Consider the following 22,470-nt stretch of genomic DNA (forward strand, 5'->3'; position numbering starts at 1 on the left):
GCCGTTGTTTCAGATATTCAGAATCAAAGCTCGATCTTTCCGTAAAGACCGCCCTGTATCTCGTCCTCAGGCTTTGGTCTCTTGTAGTCCTTCTCGAAGCTTGTTGAGAGGTTCACGCTTCTGCGCTCCATATTTACCTCTCTCTCGCGGTTCTTATTACCGCCGTTTCCGCGTCTGTTATCGCGTCTTCCGCCGTTTCCGCGGCGATTGTCGCGTCTGCCTCCGCTTCTCGGATTATTTGAAGAAATGATGATCTTTCTGTAAGGCTCTTCACCTACTGAACGTGAAGAAACGCCTTCGATATTTGAGATAGCAGAGTGGATAACTCTTCTCTCATAGGGATTCATAGGCTCAAGGGGCTGTGAACGTCCTGTTCTGAGAACAGACTTTGCGACCTTTGCAGCGAGCTGCTCAAGAGTATCCTTTCTCTTGCTCCTGTAACCGAGACAGTCGATTGTTATCCTGTAGTAGTCCTTGTCGCCCTTGTTAGCGATTATAGAGCAGAGGTACTGTATAGCGTCAAGAGTCTCACCGCGTCTGCCGATGATAGTACCGTTGTTATTGCTCTCGATATTGATAACCGCACCTGTTTCGTTCTGATAAACCTTGAACTCAACATCAACGTCCATAGCTCTGAGTATGCTTGTGATATAGTCCTTTGCAAGCTTTACCTTTGGATTTACAAGTGACTCGTCCTCAATAAGAGTGAAGTTATCAAGTGAGAACGACTCTTCCTCGATCTCTTCCGGAGCTGCTTCCGTATCTGCGGTCTTTTCTGCTGTGTCTGCCTTTGTTTCTGTTGTTACAACAGGCTTTTCTGCAACCGTAACAGTCACAGGCTCAGCCTTCTTTTCAACAGGAGCTGTTGTGGTAGTTGTAGTCTCAGGAGCCTTTGGAGCTTCCTTGGGAGCTGCAGCCTGTACAGGAGTACCGTCTGCTACTGTTGCCTTTACTTTTGCTTCTTTTGATCCGAGTCCGAAAAGACCCTTTTTGCCTTCATCAAGGATCTCAAATCTGATCTCACTGATATTTTTTCCGAACTTCTTTGCTGCAAGTTCTTTAGCCTCTTCAACGGATCTTGCTGTGAAAATTTCAGTCATACTTTATACCTCCCTGAGGACTCAGTCCTCTTCATCATTATCATCGTCATAAGAATCACCATATTTTTCAGCCATACGTCTTCTTGCTTCCTTCAGCTTATCACGGTTCTGCTTGTTCTGTTCAGAACGTGACATACCTTTATTTTTACCGGAAGAAGAATTGTTCTGATCATTGAGAGCATTCTGCTGCTCCATCATTTTCTGCATGAATGACTTCTTATTCGGATGTTTTTCTGCATAGATTTTTGCTTTTTCTTTTTCTTTTTCATTTATAACCTTTACACGCTCGGGAGAGAAGTAGCAGTTAAGCGCAAAAGTTATGATAAACATGAATACTGACTGGCATATCCAGTAAAAGCCTATACCTGCCGGAAGTCCGAACGCAAATATAACAGATATGACAGGCATTGCAAATGTCATAACGGTAATGCATCCGCCGCCGGGAGCATCTACAGGATTCTGCTTTTTCTGATACATCTGAGTGTAAACAGATATCAGGAGCTGTGAAAGACCTGCAAGGAAGGGGATAGCGAAGAGTATAACAGCTTCTTTTGTCCATGCTTCCGGGTGGAGTGAAGGAGTCTTTCCGAGATTTGCACCGAAAAGTGTGAATTTTTCATTGAACTCAGACACTTTTGAAAGGAAATTCTCACCGAGTGAAGAATACTTATCGCCGTGATTGCTGAGGTGCTCCATGGTAAGGAGCTCACATCTCATATTTCTGGTGCCGTTCTTTGCAAGCTCAGCGATGTCAGCGCCTGCAATCGAAACAGCGTCCTGTATAACATATTTTGATATATTCAGGATATGGGTTATAGGCTTGTAAATAACCTCGATAACTCCGAAGAGTATGAGCATCTGTACCAGCATAGGAAGACATGATGAAAAATTGTTTATACCTTCCTCCTGAAACAGCTTCTGCTGTTCCTCCTGGAATCTCTGTGGATTGTTTGCGAAGCTCTTTTTCAGCTTCTGCAGCTTAGGGTTAAGAAGATTTCTTCTTGCTGCGTCCTTCTGTGTCTTGTAGCTGACAGGAAAGAGCAGTATCTTTGTAACCAAAGTAAACAGTATTATCGCGATAGCATAGTTATTGCAGATCGCATAGATAAGTCTCATAAGGTAGCCGAGAGGCACGCCCATTAACGTATAAATTAAATTCAATATTCATCCCTCTTAAATCATTTGTTCTCTTCTTCACCGTAATCAGGATCGGTGAAATCATACTTTTTTACTCTGAAAGTAAATTTTTCCGGAACATGGTCTATACCGCCCATTGACCACGGATTGCAGCGGAGCAGTCTCCATGCGGCAAGAGCAGAACCTCTTATCACGCCAAAACGTTTTACAGCATTCAGAGCATAGGTGCTGCAGGTAGGGTAATATTTGCATTTAGGCGGAAAAAGCGGAGAAATGAATTTCTGATAGAACCGAATCAATATCAAAACAATATATTTCATACACGTTTATTCTTTACGTCAAAGCTTCTGAACATCTTATTTATGTCATTCACTCCGTACTTGTCCATATAGCCGCAGTACTCATCTGATTTTATACTGCATATAGCAGCTCTTGCCACTATGACGATATCCATTCCCACAGGCATATTTACCTCCGAATTACGATAAGCAAGGCGGATAAGTCTTTTGGCTCTGTTGCGGCAGACAGCATTCCCTACTTTTTTTCCTGCGGTTATACCGAGGCGGTTGAAGGGCTTGCCGTTAGGTCTGACGTATATCACAGAATATTTTGAAGCGGCATATCTACCCTTTTTATACAGGGTAAGAAAGTCCTTATTATCGTTCAATATTTCCGTATAAAGCATATTTGCACCTGCATACAGTGTCCTAACAAAAAAGACCACAAAATAAAGATTTTGTGGTCAGCCTCGTCAGTGAGTTAATCTTGCTCTGCCCTTAGATCTTCTACGAGCTAAAACCTTTCTGCCATTCTTGGTAGCCATTCTCTTCATGAAGCCGTGCTCCTTCTTTCTGTGGAGCTTCTTAGGCTGATATGTTCTTTTCATATTCAGTGTCCTCCTCTCTTCGGATCATATACAAGAGCCGTCCTAATAACAGCTCTGAGCATTTTAAATTGCGCACAGAGACACTTCGCCCTGCATTACACTAAATCATTATATATTAAAAATGCCTCTGTGTCAAGCAATTCGGGAAATTTTTTTATCCCTGTCTGTATTTTCAGTTTTTTTACCAATATATCTTAAACTTTAAGACTTGAAATTTCAACACATTGTCTGATTTTTATTTTTACGCCAAAAAATATCATTTCTGTGCTGCCGCCGGTTTTAATGACTATTTCACAATCGTTATTCAACTTTTTCACAGGCTAAGTATAGAGTTCTGTGAGACTAATTTTTTATTATTCAACACAGTTTTCAACAATATGTCAATTTACGTGTTAAAAAACCATTCATTTTTTAAATACTTGACAGTGAAATTAGCTTGCATTTCAGAGCCGTTTATGATATAATGTTCTTATATATTAAATAGGAGAGTATGGATTTTTTCTCCAATAAAACTTACAATCATTCGGAGGTTTCTATGAATTCATTCGACGAGGTTTTCGAGACAGTGAAGGGTTACTGCCTTGAAAACGGAAAAATACCAGAAATAGGTATAAAAACATGGATCGATCCGCTCGTTCCGGTTACTTTCAACGGATCTGAAGCTATTTTCAGCGTTCAGACAGATTTTCAGAAGAATATCGTCATGACTACATATAACGACATCCTTAAAGACGCTTTCTTCAATGTTCTCGGACTCAATGTCAATATCGTCATCAATGTTGAATCAGACGAGCCGGAAAAGATAAAAGTACCTACTGACGCGGAGCTCGAACAGAAACACGCAGAATTCGAGCAGTCATATAAATTCGCTAACTATGACTATACCTTCGATACCTTCATCGAGGGACGTTCAAACGAATTTGCACTTGCCTGCAGCAAATCAGTTGCGAAGAACTGCGGCTCAAAGGCAGTTCCCGATTATAATCCGCTGTTTATCTACGGTCCGTCGGGAATGGGCAAGACTCACCTTATAACAGCTATCGCAAACGAGGTAAGAAAGAATCATCCCGATTTCAATATCGTTTATGTTACCAGCGAGACCTTCGGAAGCGATCTGGTAAGCGCTCTCAACAAGAGCTCAATATCCGATTTTCACGACAAGTACAGAAACGCGGATATTCTCCTCATAGACGATATCCAGTTCTTCTCAGGAAGAGAACGTATGCAGGAGGAGTTCTTCCACACCTTCTACAAGCTGCATCAGGAGGGCAAGCAGATAGTTATCACATCTGATAAACCGCCAAAGGAGCTGCTCACCCTTGAAGAGCGTCTCCGCACACGTTTCGAGGGCGGTCTGATAGCTGATATCTCAGCTCCTGACTATGAGACAAGACTTGCTATCATAAACAGAAAATCCGAGCTTTTAGAGCTGAAAATGCCAAGTGAGGTAGCTGAATTCATGGCAAACCGCCTGAAATCAAATATCCGTCAGCTTGAAGGCGCTGTTGTACGTCTGAAGGCTCTCAATCACTTCGCAGGAAGCCCCATAACCATATCAATGGCTCAGAGCGTTATCCGCGACGTGCTCACAGACGAGCAGCCTATCCCGATCACAGTTGAGAAGATAATCTCAGAGGTATCAACAGTATACGGAGTATCTCCCGACGATCTCCGTTCAAGCAAGCGTTCGGCTCAGATATCAACTGCCCGTAAGGTAGCTATATATGTTGTCCGTGAGATAACTCAGATGCCCCTTGCTTCCATAGGTACGGAGTTCGGAGGCAGAGACCACTCAACTATAGTTTATTCGGTAACAAGCGTAACAGAGTCTATGGAAAAGGACAATAACCTCAAAAATCTTGTAAACGATATCATAAAAAATATCAAGGATAAGAGCAAGGTCTGAACTGTTTAAAAAGTTGAAAACTGCTCATTTAACACAGTTTTCAACACAATGTTTAAAACTGTGTTTGGTAAGACCAATCTGAAATTTCATGTTCATTAGTCTAACCATTTCACAGCTGCTGAAAAAATATAATTTAATTTCAACACAGTAAATATTCAACACTTAACAGGGTTGTGAAATAAAATATAAAATATTATTACAAATAATCCGTTTCCACTTTTTTCTCAACTATTTTTCAGTTTCAACTCAACATCAATAAACCCTTTGAACAAAAAATCAGACAGGTTAATGCCTGTTCCACAATTTCAAAAATTTCACAACAATGCCGTGTGGACGAGTTTAGCAGCGTATATCTTCAAAAATGGTCTGTTCCAACTTTTCCACCGACACAATAACAACAACAATATAAATATTCTTATCTTAGCTTATCATGAGTTAAGTTTCACGGAGGCATATACAATGAAGTTCATTTGCGATAAAACAGAGATCAGCGAGGCAATAGGAAATGTCTCCAGAGCGGTATCACAGAAATCGACCATACCTGCTCTTGAAGGAATAAAAGTACGTGTATCCAGAGGAAGCGTTGAGCTTACCGCATATAATCTCGAAATGGGTATACGTACTTCAATAAATGCGAATACTGAAGGAGAAGGCGAATTTGTTGTAAGCGCAAGACTTTTCAGTGAGTTTACAAGACGTATGTCGGGAGATGAGATAACTTTCGACATAGATGAAAATCTTGTTATAAGCATATCCTGCAGCGCGACAGAGTGCAGCTTCCCCGCAATGTCAGCAAGCGAGTATCCGGAGCTCCCGAAGGTCGACTCCGCAAGAAGCTTTTCAGTAAAGCAGAGCATACTCAAATCAATGATAAATATGACAAGCTATGCTGCTTCACTCAATGAGAGCAAGCCCGTTCTTACAGGCGAGCTTTTCGATATTGAGGACGGCAGCTTCAATATGGTTGCAATTGACGGTTTCAGACTGGCGATCAGGAACGAGATGACGGACTGCACGGAGAAATATCACTTTGTAGTACCGAAAAAGGCTCTTCTTGAAGTATCTACTCTTATCAAGGACGATGATGATAAGCTCTGCACAGTTTGTACTAACGACCGTCACATTATTTTTGAGATCGGAAATGTATTTGTTATATCAAGGCTTCTCGAAGGAGTATTCCACAACTACAAGCTAAGTATACCCAGCGGCTGCAAGACAGAGGTGATAATCAGCAAGAGGGATTTTTCTACCTGTCTCGAACGCTGCTCGCTGCTTATCGACGATAAGAACAAGTCGCCCATACGCTGCGAGATCGGAAACGGCGTAGTAAAGGTAAGCTGCAAAACCGGCATAGGCAAGATAAATGACGCTATTTCTGCCGATATTTCAGGAGAAACTGTTACTATCGGCTTTAACAATAAACTTATCCTCGAAGCTCTCAGAGCAGCAGAGGGAGATAAAGTGCGTATCCGTTTCAACGGCGCAATGAAGGTAATAGAGATACTTCCTCTTGAGGGAGAGAGCTTCATATTCCTGGTAATGCCGATACAGCTCAAAAACTGACGGAAAATAGCTACCGAAAGGCTGGTCATTATGGCTGATAGAATAAAGATCACAACCGAGTTCATAAAGCTTGACGCACTTCTGAAGTTTGCTTCGCTTGTGGGTTCGGGCGGAGAGGCAAAGCAGCTCATACAGGACGGAAAAGTCCTTGTAAACGGAGAAGTCTGCATTATGAGGGGCAAGAAGATACGTCCCGGAGACAGGGTCGAGCTCGGCGGACAAGAGGTAACCGTAGAGTGATAATCACCTGTGCAGACATAGACGGCTTCAAGAACCTGAAAGGTATTTTCTTTGAACCGGATCCGAAATACAATATCATAGTCGGACCAAATGCGCAGGGAAAGACCAATCTTCTTGAAGCGATGTGGATACTTTCCGGCTGCAGGAGCTTCCGCGGCTCAAAGGAAAAGGACTATATATGCCTTGACGGTGAACGTATGGGCTCAAAAATAAAGCTCCTTGACAGTATCCGCGAACAGAAGATATCCTTTGAAATGACGAAAAGTGCGTCAAATCCGAAGAATATACATCTTAACGGCGTAAAACAGAAGGGTACGAGAGCACTTTTTGACGTTTTCAAGTGCATAGCTTTTATACCGGACGATGTGGATATAATAAAGGGCTCTCCGGAAAAAAGGCGTAATTTCATAGACATGGCAGCTTCACAGCTAAACCCTGTCTTTGTGATGCACCTTAACAAGAACAATGCCATCATGAATCAGCGAAACGCTCTCCTCAAAGGCATAATGCAGGGAAATACCGACAAAAGCATACTGGAGATATGGGACAGACAGGCTTCAAAGGAAGGCGCGGTGATATCCTATATGCGCCATGAGTATATACAGAGGTTCAACGGGATATGCGGCAGACTTTACCGCACTATTTCGGGAGGAACAGAGGAGCTTGAGCTGGAATACAAGTCAAATGTCTTCAGGCATGACGACTTTGAAAATCCATGCGGCGATGAGGCATATGAGCAGTACTACAGAAAGCTTTCGGAAACTGCCGATTATGATATCAGGACGGGAAGCACCCATGCGGGTGTCAACCGTGATGAGATACTCATAAAGATAAACGGCGTCAGCGCCAAGGACTACGGTTCACAGGGACAGATAAAGAGTGCGGCTCTTGTTATGAAGCTGGCACAGGCTGAGCTTTATATGCAGAAGTCAAAGGACGCTCCAGTAATATTTCTTGACGATGTTATGGGAGAGCTTGACGAGAGCCGTCAGAGGTTCGTGTTTGATATTATAAAGGATATGCAGGTATTTATAACTACTCCGAATGAAAATGCGCTTCTTCCCGAAATAAAGGGAAAGGTCCTGCATATAAGCGGCGGGAGCATAGCGGAGGAGGAAGAAGATGTATCTTCACATAGGGAATAATTATTCGGTTGATACAAGAGATGTGGTTGGAGTTTTCGACATTGAGAACACAACTGTTGAAAAGTGTACCAAAAAGCTGCTTGAAAGAGCTGAAAAGGAACACCACTGCATATATACAACATACGAAATGCCGAAAAGCTTTATAATAACTATGAAAAACGGCAGGGAGAAGGTCTATATCTCACAGCTGTCGGCAGCAACTCTGCGGAAACGCCTTAAAGAAGGCGGCGGTTTCTGATAATGAAAAATTCCTTGAAATTTGTTCATATATCGACAATAATCCCACAAACTGGGTAAATGACATATACAACCAAAATTATTGGAGGTAAATCATGAGTCAGCAGAACAACAACTACGATGAAAACGACATACAGGTCCTTGAAGGACTGGAGGCGGTCCGCAAAAGACCCGGTATGTACATCGGTTCGACAGGTCCCGGCGGACTTCACCACCTCGTTTATGAAATAGTTGACAACTCCATAGACGAGGCTCTTGCGGGTTTCTGTACCGAGATAACTGTAGAGATACTTGAAGGCGACGTTATCCGTGTTTCCGATAACGGACGAGGTATACCCGTAGGTATACACCCTAAGGAGGGTATCTCCGCGGCTACTGTAGTTTATACCATACTCCACGCAGGCGGTAAATTCGGCGGCGGCGGATATAAGGTATCAGGCGGTCTCCACGGCGTCGGCGCTTCAGTAGTAAACGCTCTGTCAGAATGGCTGGAACTTACCGTAAAGGACGGCGAGCACGTTTACTTCCAGAAGTTCAGGCGCGGTCACTATGACGAGGAGCTCAAAGTTATAGGTGATACAAAAGAGACCGGTACTTCCGTTATGTTCAAGGCTGACGGTGAGATATTTGAAACTACCGAATACAGCTACGAGGTGCTTCTCAGAAGGCTTCGTGAACAGGCTTTCCTCAACGCAGGCATAAAGATAATATTCTCAGACAAGCGCGACAAGGATAATATAACAGGTGAAACTCTTCACTACGAGGGTGGTATACGTCAGTTCGTGGAGCATATCCACAAGACGAGAGAGCTTGAATCTATAAGCGGCGACGTTATCTATATCTCAGGAACTCAGGGCGATTCCTTCGCTGAGATAGCTCTACAGTACAACGACGGCTTCAACGAGATAATCCTCTCCTTTGCAAACAATATCCATACAAAGGACGGCGGCTCCCACGAGACCGGCTTCAAGAACGCTCTCACCAAGGTCATAAACGACTACGGTATGAAGATGGGCAAGATAAAGGACGCCAAGGATAAACTTAAAGGCGAGGATGTCCGTGAGGGACTTACAGCTATAATCTCCGTAAAGCTGACGGAGTGTGAGTTTGAGGGTCAGACAAAGGGACGTCTCGGCAATCCTGAGGTACGTCCGTTTATCGAGAAAATGGTTCAGGAAAAGCTGATGAACTTCCTGGAGGAAAATCCTGAGACCGCAAATCTCATCTTCGAGAAGAGCCTGTCAGCTCTGAAAGCCCGTGAAGCCGCAAAGCGTGCAAGAGAGGCGGAGCGTAAGAAGAACGCCTTCGGAAACGCCTCAATGCCGGAAAAGCTTGCGGACTGCTCCGAGCGCGACAACCGCTACACCGAGATATACATCGTCGAGGGAGATTCTGCGGGCGGCTCTGCAAAACAGGGACGAGACAGGCGCTATCAGGCTATACTTGCTCTCTGGGGCAAGATGCTCAACGTCGAAAAGGCTCGTATAGACAAGATATACGGCAACGACAAGCTTGAACCGGTAGTTACCGCACTCGGAACCGGTATCGGCGAGGACTTCGACATAGAAAAGCTCCGCTACGGAAAAGTAATCATCATGGCTGATGCCGATGTTGACGGTATGCACATCAGAACTCTCCTGCTGACATTCTTCTTCCGTTACATGAGACCTCTCATAACCAACGGAAACGTATATATAGCGCAGCCTCCTCTGTTCAGAGTAGAGCGCAAAAAGAAGATATACTACGCCTTCTCCGACGAGGAAAGGGATAAGTATATCGCAGAGCTTTCCGAGGACGGAAAGTACAAGGACGTTGAAGTGCAGCGTTACAAAGGTCTTGGTGAGATGGACCCCGAACAGCTGTGGGAGACCACTATGGACCCAGAACACCGCACTATCGTAAGGATAGGCATGGAGGACGCTCTAAAGGCTGACGAGACATTCAGCATACTCATGGGCGACAAGGTCGAGCCGAGACGTCTTTTCATAGAGAAAAATGCTAAATTCGCACAGGATCTCGATATATAAAGGCTGAAAACATGGAAGAAAATTACAGGCTCGAAAAGGAATACAAGGTGCCCGCGAAGCTTTTCAGCGAGGCTTACCTTGAATTCCAGAAAAAATTCGTATACCCGAAAAGCCGTATATTCACGGCATTATTCGCGGTCATTGCAGTCGCTGTTTTAATATTCGGAGCAACTGTTATGAACGACGCAACAGATAATAAGAAATATTTCACCTACCTTGCTTTTATGGCAGCCTGCGCTCTTGCGATGCGCGAATGGTATAATCCGCGTAAAAGAAGACGTAATATCACGGAGTCGGTAAGGACTCTCGGAGAGCCTGTCTACAGGATAGGCATAGCGGATAAATTCGTGGATATATCCACGGTCTCTGACGATCTTGGAGATCTTACGGAGGAGGAAAAGGAAAACGCGCTTGATGCGGATCCTCTTCCGGAAAAGACGAGACTTGAAATAAACGAGAACTTTCAGCTACTTGAATACAGCAGCTTTTTCCTGCTGATGCCGGGAAAGGAAATGCTGTACATACTTCCTAAAGATGGATTTTCGGAAGAAGAACTGAAAACGGTCAGAGAAATAAAAAAGTGACGATCACGAATTAAAATAAATTCTCTCAGGAGGAAAAAATGCTTTACACAGACAACTCAAAGGTAATAAATACCGAACTTGTCGATGAGATGGAAAATTCCATGCTCAATTATGCCATGTCGGTAATTGTTTCCAGAGCGCTCCCCGACGTAAGAGACGGTCTGAAGCCCGTACACAGAAGAATACTGTATACGCTCCATGAAAACGGACTTACTCCGGAGAAGCCGTACCGAAAATGTGCCGATACCGTAGGCGCTGTTCTGGGACGTTATCATCCTCACGGCGACGCTTCGGTATATGACGCTCTCGTAAGACTTGCGCAGGACTTCTCAATGAGATATCCTCTTGTTGACGGTCACGGAAACTTCGGCTCCATCGACGGTGACGGACCTGCGGCTTACCGTTATACCGAGGCTAAGATGGCAAAGCTCACCCTTGATATGCTCACTGATATCAACAAGGAGACTGTTGATTTCGTATCAAACTACGATGACCGTCTCAAAGAGCCTGCCGTGCTTCCTTCGAGATTCCCGAACCTGCTTGTAAACGGTTCCGTCGGTATCGCTGTAGGTATGGCAACCAATATACCTCCCCATAATCTCGGAGAGGTAATAGATGCTTTGCAGCTCCTCATAGATGACCCCGACTGCACCCTTGAACAGCTCATGGAGCACATTCAGGGACCTGATTTCCCGACAGGCGGCATAATCATGGGAAGAGCAGGTATCCGCGCAGCCTATGCCACCGGAAAGGGCAAGATAACCCTCCGCAGCCGTACACACTTTGAGGAGATAAAGGGCAGAAACTGTATCATCATTGACGAGATACCCTATATGCTCCGCAAGGAGAGGCTTCTCAAAAGTATCAACCAGCTTGCAAGAGACAAGCGCATAGAGGGACTTTACGACCTCCGCGACGAGTCCGACAAGGACGGTATGAGAGTGGTTATCGAGCTGAAAAAGGATGCTGTACCGAATATCGTTCTCAATAAGCTCTTTGCACTGACACAGCTTCAGGACACTGTAGGTATCATCATGCTGGCTCTCGTAAACAACGAGCCAAAGATACTCACACTGAAGCAGATGCTCCAGCACTACCTTGACTTCCAGGTAGATGTTATACAGAGAAGGACACGCTACGATCTCCGCAAGGCTCTCGAAAGAGCTCATATTTTACAGGGCTTCGTGCTTGCGGCAGACCATATCGACGAGGTTATAAACATCATCCGTTCCAGCGCTACTGTTCAGGAAGCAAAGGAGCGCATGATTGAGCGCTTCAAGGACGTTGATATGTCAGCTCTCCTTGACCGCGCACAGTATGACCTGACAGGACTTCACATCGAGGCTCAGACAGGTCTTTCACAGGAACAGGCTGAGGCTATCGTTCAGATGCGTCTCGGACAGCTGACAGGTCTCGAAAGACAGAAGATAACCGATGAACTCTACGGACTTCTCACAAAGATATCCGACTATGAGGATATACTCGCAGATGTAAACAGGGTTTACGCTATAATACTCGAAGATCTCAACACTATCCGCAAAAAGTTCAGCGACAAGCGTCGCACAGATATCGAAAATGTCAGCGGCGAGGTGGATATAGAGGATCTTATCCCGGAGGAGGACTGCGTGGTAACTCTCACCAACAATGGCTACATCAAGCGTATGCCGCTTACAGAGTACAAGACGCAGCACCGCGGCGGACGCGGCATCACAGGTATGAAGCAGCGTGAAGAGGATTTCGTGGAGGAAATGTTCATCTGCGGCTCTCACGACAATATCCTGTTCATATCCAACAAGGGTATCATGTACAAGCTGAAATGCTATGAAGTCCCGGACGGCTCAAAGGCTTCGAGAGGCTTCAATCTCATAAATCTGCTGCCTCTCACCGAGAATGAGAAGATAGCTGCAATGATAAAGACCACTGATTTCGGCGATGACAAGTTCATCACTATGGTCACAAAGAACGGCAAGATAAAGAGGACTAACCTCTCACTTTACAAAAACGTCCGCAAAAACGGTCTTATCGCTATAGGTCTTGACGAGGGCGATGAGATAGAGGGCGTCCGCATGACGGACGGCAGCGCTCAGCTCTTTGTCGCAACAAGGAACGGTATGGCTATCCGCCTTGAGGAAGACAAGATAAGAGCACTTTCACGTTCGGCTCACGGCGTAAGGGCTATAAAGCTCCGCGACGGAGACTATGTTGTAAGCATGGCAAGAGTGCGTGAGGGAGCTTCACTTCTCACAGTTACCGAAAACGGCTACGGCAAGAAGACCGACCTTGACAGCTACCGCATACAGAACCGCGGCGGCTACGGTCTCACAAACTACAAGGTGGATGATGTCCGCGGACACGTCTGCGGCATAAAGATAGTCGATGAAGAGGATGATATAATCCTCGTATCAAGCGACGGTATCATCATAAGGATACTCGCGAGCGATATCCGTATCATGGGACGTATCGCAAAGGGCGTCCGTGTCATGAGAGTGAACGAGGGCGCAAATGTAGTTGCCTTTACCCGTGCGGAGCACGACGACAACGCCGAGACCGAAAAGGTTGAGCAGCTCACGGAAGAGCAGATGAAGGCTGCTGAGGAAGAGGCTGCGCTTGAAGAGCAGAACGAAGTAGTTATAGAAGCAGACCCTGAGGACGATGACAGCGAGGAATAATAATTGGGTAAATAAAATTTAGGTGGTCGTTAGTAGCCGGGCATTTGCGTAATTGCCAGCCATTGCGAACGCCATAACCACAAAAATTATACCCGAATAATCTCTCGTTATTATCGCATAAGGTAAATGAAAATGTTATATATCGCTATTATTATTTTAATACTTCTCGTACTTTATTTTATCTTTGAGAACTTCTTTATGCTGACTGTAAGACGTGAAAAGCTTGGCAGCGGCATAAAGGTAGTTCATGTCTCTGACCTTCACAAAAGGAGATTCGGCACGGACAATGTCCGTCTGATAAAGAAAGTCAGGGCTGAAAAACCGGATATCATTATACTCAGCGGTGATCTCATCACAAGGAGCGAAACTGATTTTTCATCAGCGGAAGCTGTCCTCAGAGGACTTTGTGAGACAGCTCCCGTGTATATGATATACGGCAATCATGAACAGAGTATCCACAAGGAAAACAAGAGGATATTCAAAAAAATGCTTCTGAGAAACCGTCAGATACTTCTTAAAAACGGCTGTGCTGAGCTTGTCGTGAAAGGAAGGACCCTGAAGATATACGGACTTCTTGAGGATTACGGTGTTTACAAGAAAAACGGCGGCTACCGCGGACTTGATGTCATTGAAAAAAAGGATATCGACAGGCTTCTCGGACCATGTCCTGAGGGCGAGGTCCTGCTTATAGCGCATAATCCTTTCTTCGGAGAGGAATATGCGAAATGGGGCGCAAAATATACCTTCAGCGGTCATGTTCACGGTGGTTCGGTAAGGTTTTTCAGAAAGGCGCTGCTCTCTCCTGAAAGAAGATTTTTCCCGAAATACGCAAAGGGAGTATACGACTTCGGCGGCAAAAAGCTGCTGGTGTCGGCAGGTCTCGGAAAGCTGAGGCTTTTTGATCCTCCGGAGATAGTCGTGTACGAGATATGAGCTAAGCCGAGAATACGGCAAACAGTATAAGAAGCAGTCCTCCCGCCCATGAGAGATCATGGCGCAGGGAGGATATTTTTCTGCCTGTCAGGGAACCGAGCATAAGCGCTGCGGCTCCGCATATAAATGTAAAAACAGAGGCTATGGGAGCTGATATGTCGGTGCAGCCGCAGCCGAGCCCGGACGCTGCCGCGTCAAGAGAGCCTGCAACGGCAAGTACGGCGGCTTCGCCTGCGGACAGTACCTTTGAGCTGTCCATATCTGCGGCGGTATCGTCAAGGTAAAGCCTTACAAGTATTGAAGCTCCGCCCATTTTTACAGAAAAGCCGCCCCTGTCGGATATGCGCCTGATAAAGTTCCTGACTATGCTTTTTGTAATGTTAACAGCACCGAGGGCGATAAGTACGGCAGTACCTATTCTGTGGCAGGTGCCGGACGTGATATAGCCTGATATCAGGTCGGAAAGACTGAGTGAAGCAAACATAACAGCTGTTGAGAAAATGTCGATAATAAAAGCGGAGCTCAGGGGTATCCTGATACCGCTGTTGCAGCAGGCAGCTGCCGCAAGATATATGTCTATGCTTATTATGAAAGCAATAAAGAATTCTCTGAGCAAAATACACACCTCCGCATTATTATATTCATTACACTGCGCTCTTGACATAAATCATAATTTTGCGGAGCAAAATTATGATTTAGTTTAGAGTTGAGAATTGAGAGTTGTGGTGTATCGCCTGCGGCGATATAATTTAAATAATATGAGCGCAGCGAACTCATTAACTCTTAACTCTCCACTCTCAATTCTCAACTCAATCAAAATTTAGCAAAGCTAAATTTTGATTTGATTATTGACATTCGGGAAAAATCTGATTATAATAAAAATATATTGTTAAAGCGCGAGGAGGATTATTTTTGATAGCAGGTGTTTCTACAGCTTGCCTGTACCCTAAACCAATTGAGGAAGCCCTCTATGACCTTGCGCTAAACGGCGTTTCCTGCGTTGAGCTCTTTATAAATACTCATTCCGAGCTGAAAAAGAGCTTCGCTCACGGCATGGCGAATCTGCTGAAAAGATTCGATGTGAAGTGCCCGTCTGTACACCCCTTCACCTGCGAGATCGAACCGCAGATGTTCTTTTCGGAGTACGAGCGCAGGATAAATGATATGCTTGAATACTATAAACTGTATTTTCGATTTATGAATATCGTGGGAGCTGATATATTCGTCTTTCACGGCGGAAAACCGTCCTCACTCTGTACCGCGGAGCTTTACTGCGAACGCTATTCAAGGCTTTACAGACTGGGAAAGGAATTCGGTGTGACTGTTGCCGTGGAGAATGTCTCACGCTGTAAAAGCGGCTCCTCTGCGTTCATAAAGGAGATAAAGAATATGCTCGGCAGCGAGTTCGCATTTGTGCTCGATACAAAGCAGGCGCTGCGCTCAAATGAAAATCCGGTAAGCTTTCTCGACGTTGTCGGCGACAAGATCGCACACGTTCATATAAGCGATTCCGGAGAGATGGGCGACTGCCTTCTCATCGGCAGGGGCAGGTTCAATTTTAAGCAGTTCTTTGAAAAGCTTGCGGTATATAATCCGGAATGCAGCGTTGTTCTCGAACTTTACAGAAGCGGATTCAAGGGTATAAGCGATCTCATATCAAGCTATAATATACTTACACGCATGACTGAGCCTTACGGCAGGGAGCATAAACGATGAAATGTCCATACTGCGGATTTGAAGATTTAAAGGTAATAGATTCACGTCCTGTCGATGACAAGACAAAGCGCCGCCGCGAATGTGTGAGATGCGGAGAAAGATTCACTACCTATGAGGCTGTTGAAACGCCTATCCTCATGGTGGAAAAAAGAGACGGCAGCGTTCAGCTGTTCGATAAGACCAAACTGATAAACGGCATAGTCTCGGCAATAAAAAAGAGACCTGTTTCTGCTGAAAAGGTCACTGAAATAGCCAATTATGTCGAGAATTATTACGCAAACGCCCTCAGGACGACAGCGAGATCTACCGAGATAGGTGAGCTTGTGCTTGACAGACTGAGAGATATAGACCCCATATCCTATATCAGATTTGCTTCGGTATATAAAGACTTTACGGATATAGACAGCTTCGTTGCCGCTATAAGCGAATTTGACAGGAAAGATAATGATACGGAAGATGTTTCCGTAATTAATAAAACGGAGGAATGAAAAATGGAAAATTTCCTTGAAGCATTCAATGACATCAATGCACAGAATTCTTTTAATCCCAATGAACCGGAGAAGAACAAGCTTTTTGCAAAGTTTGCATACATAATGCCCTGTCTCTTCTTTCTGCCGTTCTTAAATGACAAGGATTCGGCCTACTGCAAGTTTCATTCAAATCAGGCTCTCACATGGTTCATAATATTCTGTGTGCTTGCAGTTGTCGGCAAGATAATAGGAGCTATACCTGTTCTCGGTGTAATACTGAAGATAGCTATATGGCTTGCTATCATCGCTATATGGGTAAGCTATATTTTCGGTGCGGTAAAGGAAAAGGCTTACAGATTTCCTGTTGTGGGAGACAAGATAAACGTATTCTGATTCAGCTTACAGGCAGTATCAGACTTACGCCGTCCTCGCTGTACACTGCCGAGGCAACGGCAGTATCGTCACATACAAGCAGCTCTGCAAGCATTTTTCTGCTTTCAGGGCTGTAATTTTTTACTTCATATACGAACAGACGGGCATTCCTGCCTGCGTATCCGCGCAGGGGCAGTCCCTGTCTGTCCTGTATCAGAGCGTATTCTTCATAAGCGTCGGAGAATTCCGCAGGTATAGTCACGGCTTTTTCGGATATCTCTTCCACCTCCCAGCCATGAGAGGCAAAGTATCCGATACGTGCAGAGACGTCCCCTGCTGCCACAATGGCGGGAGGGTCGCTCTTTCTGCTGCAGGCTGCAAGCGCGAAAGCAGCTGCCGAAAGTATCATCAATGCGGTCTTTTTCATATATTACAGCTCCTTGAGAAGATGATGCGGACGATATATCTTATTCAGAACATGATATAAAATATGCCGGAGGAAAATACAATGGCACAGATCAGACTTGATAAATTCATCTCTGAAAGAACGGAATATTCACGAAGCCGGATAAAGGAGCTTGCCGCAAAGGGGAAAATAACCGTTGACGGCATGACCGTGAAGCGCCCCGATGACAAGATAGATCCGGATACGGCTGTGGTTGCGGTATGCGGTCAGGAGATAAAGTCTCAGCGCTACAGCTATATACTCCTCAATAAACCGCAGGGGTATGTATGCTCCACCGACGATAAGGACGGCGAGACGGTTCTGAAGCTGATACCGCCGGAAATGCGTAAAAAAGGACTTTTTCCCGCGGGAAGGCTCGATAAGGACAGTATAGGAGCACTGGTGCTCACAGATGACGGAGAGCTGGCGCACAGAATGCTTTCTCCAAAGCATCATATCCCAAAGACCTATATTGTGCAACTTGGCAGAAAATTTGAAAATAATTATATTAACAAATTTTCAGAAGGTTTAACATTGTCTGACGGTGAGACTTGTCTGCCCGCTAAGGTCAGACCGTCGGAAAACAGCGATAAACTCGCATTTGTTGAACTTTGTGAAGGAAAATATCATCAAGTTAAAAGAATGTTCGCAGCCGTGGGAAATCATGTGGAGCTCCTTATGCGGATTTCGGTCGGATCCCTTGTTTTGCCCGAAAAACTGGGGATAGGAGAGAGTATGGAGATATTGCCGAATGATATGTTTAAAGAGCATGATTTCGACCTCTTTTTTGCCAAATATTCGGCATTTTATTCGGCATTTCTAATAAACAAATTTATGTAACTTTGGCAATTTAGCAACTTGCAAAATTATTAAGAATGTGTTATGATATTATCATAGCTGATACTGGAAAAAAATATATCGGCATAAAATTTTTACTGGAGGAATGGATTAAACATGGCAGGCTTAGTACTTAAGAACATTTATAAGAAATATCCGGGCGGTGTGGTAGCTGTATCGGATGTTAACTTAGAGATAAGAGATAAGGAGTTCATCGTTCTCGTTGGACCTTCCGGCTGCGGTAAGTCAACAACTCTTCGTATGATCGCAGGTCTTGAGGAAATCTCTGAAGGTGAGCTTTATATAGGCGATAAGCTCGTAAATGATATCGCTCCCAAGGACAGAGATATCGCAATGGTTTTCCAGAACTACGCTCTTTACCCTCACATGACAGTTTTCGACAATATGGCATTCGGACTCAAGCTCCGCAAGGTTCCGAAGCCTGAAATAGAGAGAAAGGTTAACGAGGCTGCAAAGATCCTCGACCTTACACACCTTCTCGACAGAAAGCCTAAGGCAATGTCCGGTGGTCAGAGACAGAGAGTTGCTCTCGGTCGTGCTATCGTTCGTTCACCTAAGGTATTCCTTCTCGACGAGCCTCTCTCAAACCTCGACGCGAAGCTCCGTGCTCAGATGAGAACCGAGATCGCCAAGATCCACAAGAAGCTCGGTACAACATTTATCTATGTAACTCATGACCAGACAGAGGCTATGACAATGGGTGACAGAATCGTATGTATGAAGGACGGTTTCGTTCAGCAGATCGATACACCTCAGAACCTCTATGAGAATCCTATAAACAAGTTCGTTGCAGGCTTCCTCGGATCACCTCAGATGAACTTCATCGACGCTACACTCAAGGAAGAGTATGGTCAGTATATCGTTGAATTCGGTAAGAATACAAAGTATCAGATCATCGTTCCTGAGTCAAAGGTAAATGAGAACCTTAATGAATACGTTGGCAAGGAGATCACTCTCGGCGTTCGTCCGGAGTCTATCCACGACGAAGAAATGTACCTCTCAAATGCTTCTACAGGCGTTATCGACGCAAATGTAGAAATTACCGAAATGATGGGTGCTGAGACTTACCTCTACCTCGTTTGTGAGGGAGTTCCGCTTACAGCAAGAGTAAGCCCAAGGTCTACAGCTAAGTCAGGAGACGATATCAAGGTAGCTATCGATCCTAACAGAATCCACATCTTCGATAAGGAAACTGAGAAGGCAATTGTCAACTGATTAATTCTTTTCATATTTATCCTTTCTTTCTTGGTACATAGCGTCGTGAGACGCTGTGTACGCGCAAATTACCGCAGTAGAAGTACTGCGGTTTTTTGTTTTGGTATAATACAGGAGGTTAAAATGTCGGAAATTAGAGAATATCTGAACGCCCATAAGCAGGAAATGACAGACTTTCTTGCGGAGCTTGTGGCAGTACCCAGTGTGCAGGGCGAGGCTGAAGACGGCTTTCCATTCGGAAGAGAGCCCGCAAAAGCACTGGAGATCATGCTGAAAAAGTGTGAGGAGTTCGGATTTATCATTGAAAATACTGATAATTACGCAGGTTCAGCGGATATAAACGGACTTGCTCCCGGACTTGCCGTGCTTACTCATCTTGATGTAGTTCCTGTCGGTTCGGGCTGGACAAGCGATCCGTATACGCTGCGGTACGAGCCTGATACCGATAAACTTGTAGGTCGTGGAGCTATCGACGACAAGGGACCGGCTGTTGCAGCCCTCTTTGCCGCAAGAGCAGTTAAGGAGCTGGGTATACCGCTGAAAAAGGGCATACGCCTTATATTCGGCACCAACGAGGAGAATGGCTCGGCAGACCTTGCATACTACCGCAAAAAGCATGAGCTGCCGCCTGCGGTGTTCACTCCAGACGGCGAATATCCGCTGATAAATGCGGAAAAGGGTATGCTGAGAGTCTATTTCTCAGCTGAGTTCAATAATGGTTTTATCAAGGGCGGTGAAGTGATAAACGCTGTTCCGCAGGAGTGTACCCACGATATAAGACTTTATGAAAACGGCAATGTTTCCATGAATTACGGAGGTATGCACGGAACGTCCGCACACGCTTCAACTCCGGAAAAGGGAGAAAATGCCATAACAAAGTTCCTGCATTTCAATAATTACGGGCTGCCGCTGCTTATGAAGCTGAAGGAGCTCTTCCCACACGGAGAATTCAGCGGAAAGAGTTGTGGACTTGGCTTCCGCGACGAAATTTCGGGAGATATGACCTGTGTACTGTCGCTTCTGTACACTGAAGACGGCAGACTTCACGGCGGTGTGGATATTCGCTTTCCGCTTGACCGCACAAAGGCAGAGATAAGTGATATTATCTGCGGAAAACTCCGTGAAGCAGGCTTCGATATAGACTCCTGCGAGGGAGTAGAGCCTCACTGCACCGATGAAAACAGCGTATTTGTACAGACTCTTCTGCGCGTTTATGAGAAGGTCACCGGTGATAAGGGACGCTGTATCGCTATCGGCGGCGGCACTTATGTACACGAGATAGAGGGCGGAGTTGCCTTCGGAGCGGAATTTCCCGGAAAGAACTACAATATGCACTGTCCTGACGAGTTTATTACTGTCAGGGAGCTTATAAAGAATGCGGAGATAATGGCAGAGGCTATGGCTGAGCTGTGCTCATAATTTCAACAATTCATAATTAAATGTTGAAAAGGCGGACATAAAGTCCGCCTTTAGTTATCTGTCTTTGCTTGTTGTTGTCGTTGTATCTGTTTCCTTTTCGCCGTCGAGTCCGTCGATAACGTCGTCAACAGCGTCCTGAGCTCCGTCAATGAGGTCTTTTCCGGCGTCACCGACACCGCTTACGATGTCCTTGCCGGCGTCGCCTGCACCGTCGGCAGCGTCGTCCAGACGGTCCTTAGCGGAATTATCACGTCTGTCCGTGGTGCTTTCGTACTTTTTAGCGGTCGTGCTGTGCTCTGTGACTATGCCTGTCCCGTCGTCGGTATAGTGGCCGTCGTTGTTATTTCCGCAGCTTGTGAGCGCTGCACAGACTGTAAAAAATATGGAGCATATTGCTAAAAGCTTTTTCATACAAATCCTATCCTTTACGATAAATTGTTGTGGAGTCTCTTTCCACAACATATTTTTATTGTTTACTTATTTTCCCCGTTTATCCACAGGGTTTTCAACTTTTACCTACTTCCAAAAAGTGTATTCTGCGTTGTTTTCCACCTTTTCAACATAGTTATCAACAATCGAACATATGAATCCACAGCCATTTCAACACAATGTTGAAAGTTATTTCACCCCATTGTGAAATATAATTAGAACTATATTGCTGTAAAATTGCGGAAATAAGATATTACTCCTTGAATAATGACGGAAACTGTGATATAATTTTTTAGTGATCAATAAGATACTTTTTGGACGATCAAAGATCGTCCATGCAATAACAGGAGAATAAGATGTTTGAAGGTTTTTCGCAGGAGGCGCTGGAGTTTCTCCTCGGTATAAGGCATAACAATAATAAGGACTGGTTTGAGCCGCGAAAGGCGGTATATACTCAGAAGATATTTGAGCCGATGAAGGCTCTCGGCGAGGAGCTTTTCGAGCCGTTTTCACGTATCGACGGAATGATGTACAAGGTGGGCAGAATATACCGTGACGAGAATTTCGCGCCATATCTTCACTATCGGGATACCATGTGGATATACGTCCGATATGACGCATGGTACTGGAATAAAACTCCTACCCTGTATTTCGAGCTTTCCCCTGAGGGAGCAGAGTTCGGTTTCCGTATCTCAAAGCCTGAAGCCGCTGTAATGGAGCGTTTCCGCAGCGGACTTCTCGAAGAACCGGAGCCGTTTCTCAACATGGTCGATGAATTTGTTGAAAAGTACGGGCTTACGCTGGGCGGCGACGAGTACAAGCGGAAAAAGTCTTGTCCCGTTCCCGGGCTGGAGAAATATTTCGTGAAAAAGGGACTGAGCATTTATACAAAGGTCAGCGGCTCTGAGGAGCTTTTTTCCCGGAAAATAGCGGAGCATGCTGCTGAAGTATTCAAGGCTCTCCAGCCAGTAAATGATTATTTTCACGAAATTGTTGAAATTGAGGAGCTTGCAAAGGCTATCGAAAAAGAGGACAAGCTTCAGTCAGAGCCCGGGTCAGAGATCCGTATGGTAAAAGCTCCCGATGTTGAATTTATGTGGTAGCAGGCTGAGCCAGTCT

Annotated in this window: 24 protein-coding genes; 16 read left to right on the forward strand and 8 right to left on the reverse strand. The window is 45.0% G+C overall.

The genetic code is table 11. The features are described 5' to 3' along the window. Nucleotides 1-23 precede the first annotated feature (23 nt). The 5 genes from jag to rpmH all read right to left on the reverse strand — a co-directional run bounded on the left by jag (nucleotide 24) and on the right by rpmH (nucleotide 3,123). Nucleotides 24-1,100 (reverse strand): RNA-binding cell elongation regulator Jag/EloR, encoded by a 1,077-nt coding sequence (jag, locus tag QZZ36_RS07395; protein ID WP_295079258.1) that lies wholly within the window; start codon nucleotides 1,098-1,100, stop codon nucleotides 24-26. Between the two features lie 21 nt (nucleotides 1,101-1,121). Beyond that, the gene (locus QZZ36_RS07400) at nucleotides 1,122-2,261 is read right to left on the reverse strand and encodes a YidC/Oxa1 family membrane protein insertase (RefSeq protein ID WP_295079261.1); all 1,140 of its coding nucleotides are present in this window, start codon (nucleotides 2,259-2,261) and stop codon (nucleotides 1,122-1,124) included. Between the two features lie 17 nt (nucleotides 2,262-2,278). Next, a complete protein-coding gene (gene yidD, locus QZZ36_RS07405) occupies nucleotides 2,279-2,557 on the reverse strand; it encodes a membrane protein insertion efficiency factor YidD (protein WP_295079264.1) in 279 nt (92 codons plus the stop codon). Beyond that, nucleotides 2,554-2,922 carry a ribonuclease P protein component gene (rnpA, locus tag QZZ36_RS07410; protein WP_295079267.1) on the reverse strand — a complete coding sequence of 123 codons (369 nt, stop codon included), beginning with the start codon at nucleotides 2,920-2,922 and terminating at the stop codon, nucleotides 2,554-2,556. Before rnpA ends, yidD begins: the two co-directional genes overlap by 4 nt. A 66-nt stretch (nucleotides 2,923-2,988) precedes the next feature. After that, on the reverse strand, nucleotides 2,989-3,123 hold the full coding sequence (gene rpmH, locus QZZ36_RS07415; RefSeq protein WP_009986162.1) for a 50S ribosomal protein L34: 135 nt from the start codon (nucleotides 3,121-3,123) through the stop codon (nucleotides 2,989-2,991). 535 nt (nucleotides 3,124-3,658) lie between these two features. Here rpmH and dnaA point away from each other — a divergent pair. The 9 genes from dnaA to QZZ36_RS07460 all read left to right on the forward strand — a co-directional run bounded on the left by dnaA (nucleotide 3,659) and on the right by QZZ36_RS07460 (nucleotide 14,427). Further along, the gene (gene dnaA / locus QZZ36_RS07420; protein WP_295079270.1) at nucleotides 3,659-5,029 is read left to right on the forward strand and encodes a chromosomal replication initiator protein DnaA; all 1,371 of its coding nucleotides are present in this window, start codon (nucleotides 3,659-3,661) and stop codon (nucleotides 5,027-5,029) included. 459 nt (nucleotides 5,030-5,488) lie between these two features. Then, nucleotides 5,489-6,592 carry a DNA polymerase III subunit beta gene (gene dnaN / locus QZZ36_RS07425; protein ID WP_295079274.1) on the forward strand — a complete coding sequence of 368 codons (1,104 nt, stop codon included), beginning with the start codon at nucleotides 5,489-5,491 and terminating at the stop codon, nucleotides 6,590-6,592. A 30-nt stretch (nucleotides 6,593-6,622) separates the two neighbouring features. Then, the gene (locus tag QZZ36_RS07430; RefSeq protein ID WP_295079276.1) at nucleotides 6,623-6,832 is read left to right on the forward strand and encodes an RNA-binding S4 domain-containing protein; all 210 of its coding nucleotides are present in this window, start codon (nucleotides 6,623-6,625) and stop codon (nucleotides 6,830-6,832) included. Beyond that, a complete protein-coding gene (gene recF, locus QZZ36_RS07435; RefSeq protein ID WP_295079279.1) occupies nucleotides 6,829-7,977 on the forward strand; it encodes a DNA replication and repair protein RecF in 1,149 nt (382 codons plus the stop codon). The genes QZZ36_RS07430 and recF overlap by 4 nt, the downstream gene beginning before the upstream one ends. Further along, entirely contained in the window at nucleotides 7,955-8,215 is a 261-nt protein-coding gene (remB, locus tag QZZ36_RS07440) for an extracellular matrix regulator RemB (RefSeq protein WP_295079282.1), read from the forward strand. The genes recF and remB overlap by 23 nt, the downstream gene beginning before the upstream one ends. 94 nt (nucleotides 8,216-8,309) lie before the next feature. Continuing rightward, complete coding sequence (gyrB, locus tag QZZ36_RS07445) at nucleotides 8,310-10,241, forward strand: DNA topoisomerase (ATP-hydrolyzing) subunit B (protein WP_295079285.1); 1,932 nt, start codon at nucleotides 8,310-8,312, stop codon at nucleotides 10,239-10,241. An 11-nt stretch (nucleotides 10,242-10,252) separates the two neighbouring features. Continuing rightward, nucleotides 10,253-10,825, forward strand: a complete 573-nt coding sequence (locus QZZ36_RS07450) for a YcxB family protein (RefSeq protein WP_295079288.1) — start codon at nucleotides 10,253-10,255, stop codon at nucleotides 10,823-10,825. 38 nt (nucleotides 10,826-10,863) lie between these two features. Further along, complete coding sequence (gyrA, locus tag QZZ36_RS07455; protein WP_295079291.1) at nucleotides 10,864-13,494, forward strand: DNA gyrase subunit A; 2,631 nt, start codon at nucleotides 10,864-10,866, stop codon at nucleotides 13,492-13,494. A gap of 198 nt (nucleotides 13,495-13,692) precedes the next feature. Further along, nucleotides 13,693-14,427, forward strand: coding sequence for a metallophosphoesterase (locus tag QZZ36_RS07460; RefSeq protein ID WP_295079293.1), 735 nt, complete (start codon nucleotides 13,693-13,695; stop codon nucleotides 14,425-14,427). A 1-nt stretch (nucleotide 14,428) separates the two neighbouring features. On the opposite strand, the gene QZZ36_RS07465 is transcribed toward QZZ36_RS07460, so the two are convergent. Then, nucleotides 14,429-15,043 (reverse strand): manganese efflux pump, encoded by a 615-nt coding sequence (locus tag QZZ36_RS07465; RefSeq protein WP_295079296.1) that lies wholly within the window; start codon nucleotides 15,041-15,043, stop codon nucleotides 14,429-14,431. Between the two features lie 296 nt (nucleotides 15,044-15,339). On the opposite strand from QZZ36_RS07465, the gene QZZ36_RS07470 reads away from it, so the two are divergent. Genes QZZ36_RS07470 through QZZ36_RS07480 form a run of 3 tightly spaced genes read left to right on the forward strand, consistent with a single transcriptional unit; the run spans nucleotide 15,340 to nucleotide 17,006 of the window. Further along, nucleotides 15,340-16,143 carry a sugar phosphate isomerase/epimerase gene (locus QZZ36_RS07470; RefSeq protein ID WP_295079298.1) on the forward strand — a complete coding sequence of 268 codons (804 nt, stop codon included), beginning with the start codon at nucleotides 15,340-15,342 and terminating at the stop codon, nucleotides 16,141-16,143. After that, entirely contained in the window at nucleotides 16,140-16,631 is a 492-nt protein-coding gene (gene nrdR, locus QZZ36_RS07475) for a transcriptional regulator NrdR (protein ID WP_295079301.1), read from the forward strand. The genes QZZ36_RS07470 and nrdR overlap by 4 nt, the downstream gene beginning before the upstream one ends. A 3-nt stretch (nucleotides 16,632-16,634) precedes the next feature. Then, a complete protein-coding gene (locus tag QZZ36_RS07480; protein ID WP_295079304.1) occupies nucleotides 16,635-17,006 on the forward strand; it encodes a DUF4870 domain-containing protein in 372 nt (123 codons plus the stop codon). Between the two features lies 1 nt (nucleotide 17,007). On the opposite strand, the gene QZZ36_RS07485 is transcribed toward QZZ36_RS07480, so the two are convergent. Then, nucleotides 17,008-17,412 (reverse strand): DUF4830 domain-containing protein, encoded by a 405-nt coding sequence (locus QZZ36_RS07485; RefSeq protein ID WP_295079307.1) that lies wholly within the window; start codon nucleotides 17,410-17,412, stop codon nucleotides 17,008-17,010. A gap of 81 nt (nucleotides 17,413-17,493) precedes the next feature. Here QZZ36_RS07485 and QZZ36_RS07490 point away from each other — a divergent pair, with 81 nt between their 5' ends. The 3 genes from QZZ36_RS07490 (at nucleotide 17,494) to QZZ36_RS07500 (ending at nucleotide 20,922) form a co-directional block, all read left to right on the forward strand. Continuing rightward, nucleotides 17,494-18,270 (forward strand): pseudouridine synthase, encoded by a 777-nt coding sequence (locus QZZ36_RS07490; protein ID WP_295079311.1) that lies wholly within the window; start codon nucleotides 17,494-17,496, stop codon nucleotides 18,268-18,270. Between the two features lie 114 nt (nucleotides 18,271-18,384). Then, nucleotides 18,385-19,503 carry a sn-glycerol-3-phosphate ABC transporter ATP-binding protein UgpC gene (ugpC, locus tag QZZ36_RS07495; protein ID WP_295079315.1) on the forward strand — a complete coding sequence of 373 codons (1,119 nt, stop codon included), beginning with the start codon at nucleotides 18,385-18,387 and terminating at the stop codon, nucleotides 19,501-19,503. A gap of 123 nt (nucleotides 19,504-19,626) precedes the next feature. Continuing rightward, nucleotides 19,627-20,922 (forward strand): Sapep family Mn(2+)-dependent dipeptidase, encoded by a 1,296-nt coding sequence (locus tag QZZ36_RS07500; RefSeq protein WP_295079318.1) that lies wholly within the window; start codon nucleotides 19,627-19,629, stop codon nucleotides 20,920-20,922. 54 nt (nucleotides 20,923-20,976) lie between these two features. On the opposite strand, the gene QZZ36_RS07505 is transcribed toward QZZ36_RS07500, so the two are convergent. Beyond that, complete coding sequence (locus QZZ36_RS07505; RefSeq protein ID WP_295079326.1) at nucleotides 20,977-21,333, reverse strand: hypothetical protein; 357 nt, start codon at nucleotides 21,331-21,333, stop codon at nucleotides 20,977-20,979. Nucleotides 21,334-21,707: 374 nt separating this feature from the next. On the opposite strand from QZZ36_RS07505, the gene QZZ36_RS07510 reads away from it, so the two are divergent. Beyond that, nucleotides 21,708-22,454, forward strand: coding sequence for a DUF2461 family protein (locus tag QZZ36_RS07510; protein ID WP_295079330.1), 747 nt, complete (start codon nucleotides 21,708-21,710; stop codon nucleotides 22,452-22,454). Nucleotides 22,455-22,470 lie beyond the last annotated feature (16 nt).

The organism is Ruminococcus sp., assembly GCF_016287535.1.
Taxonomy (GTDB): domain Bacteria; phylum Bacillota; class Clostridia; order Oscillospirales; family Ruminococcaceae; genus Ruminococcus.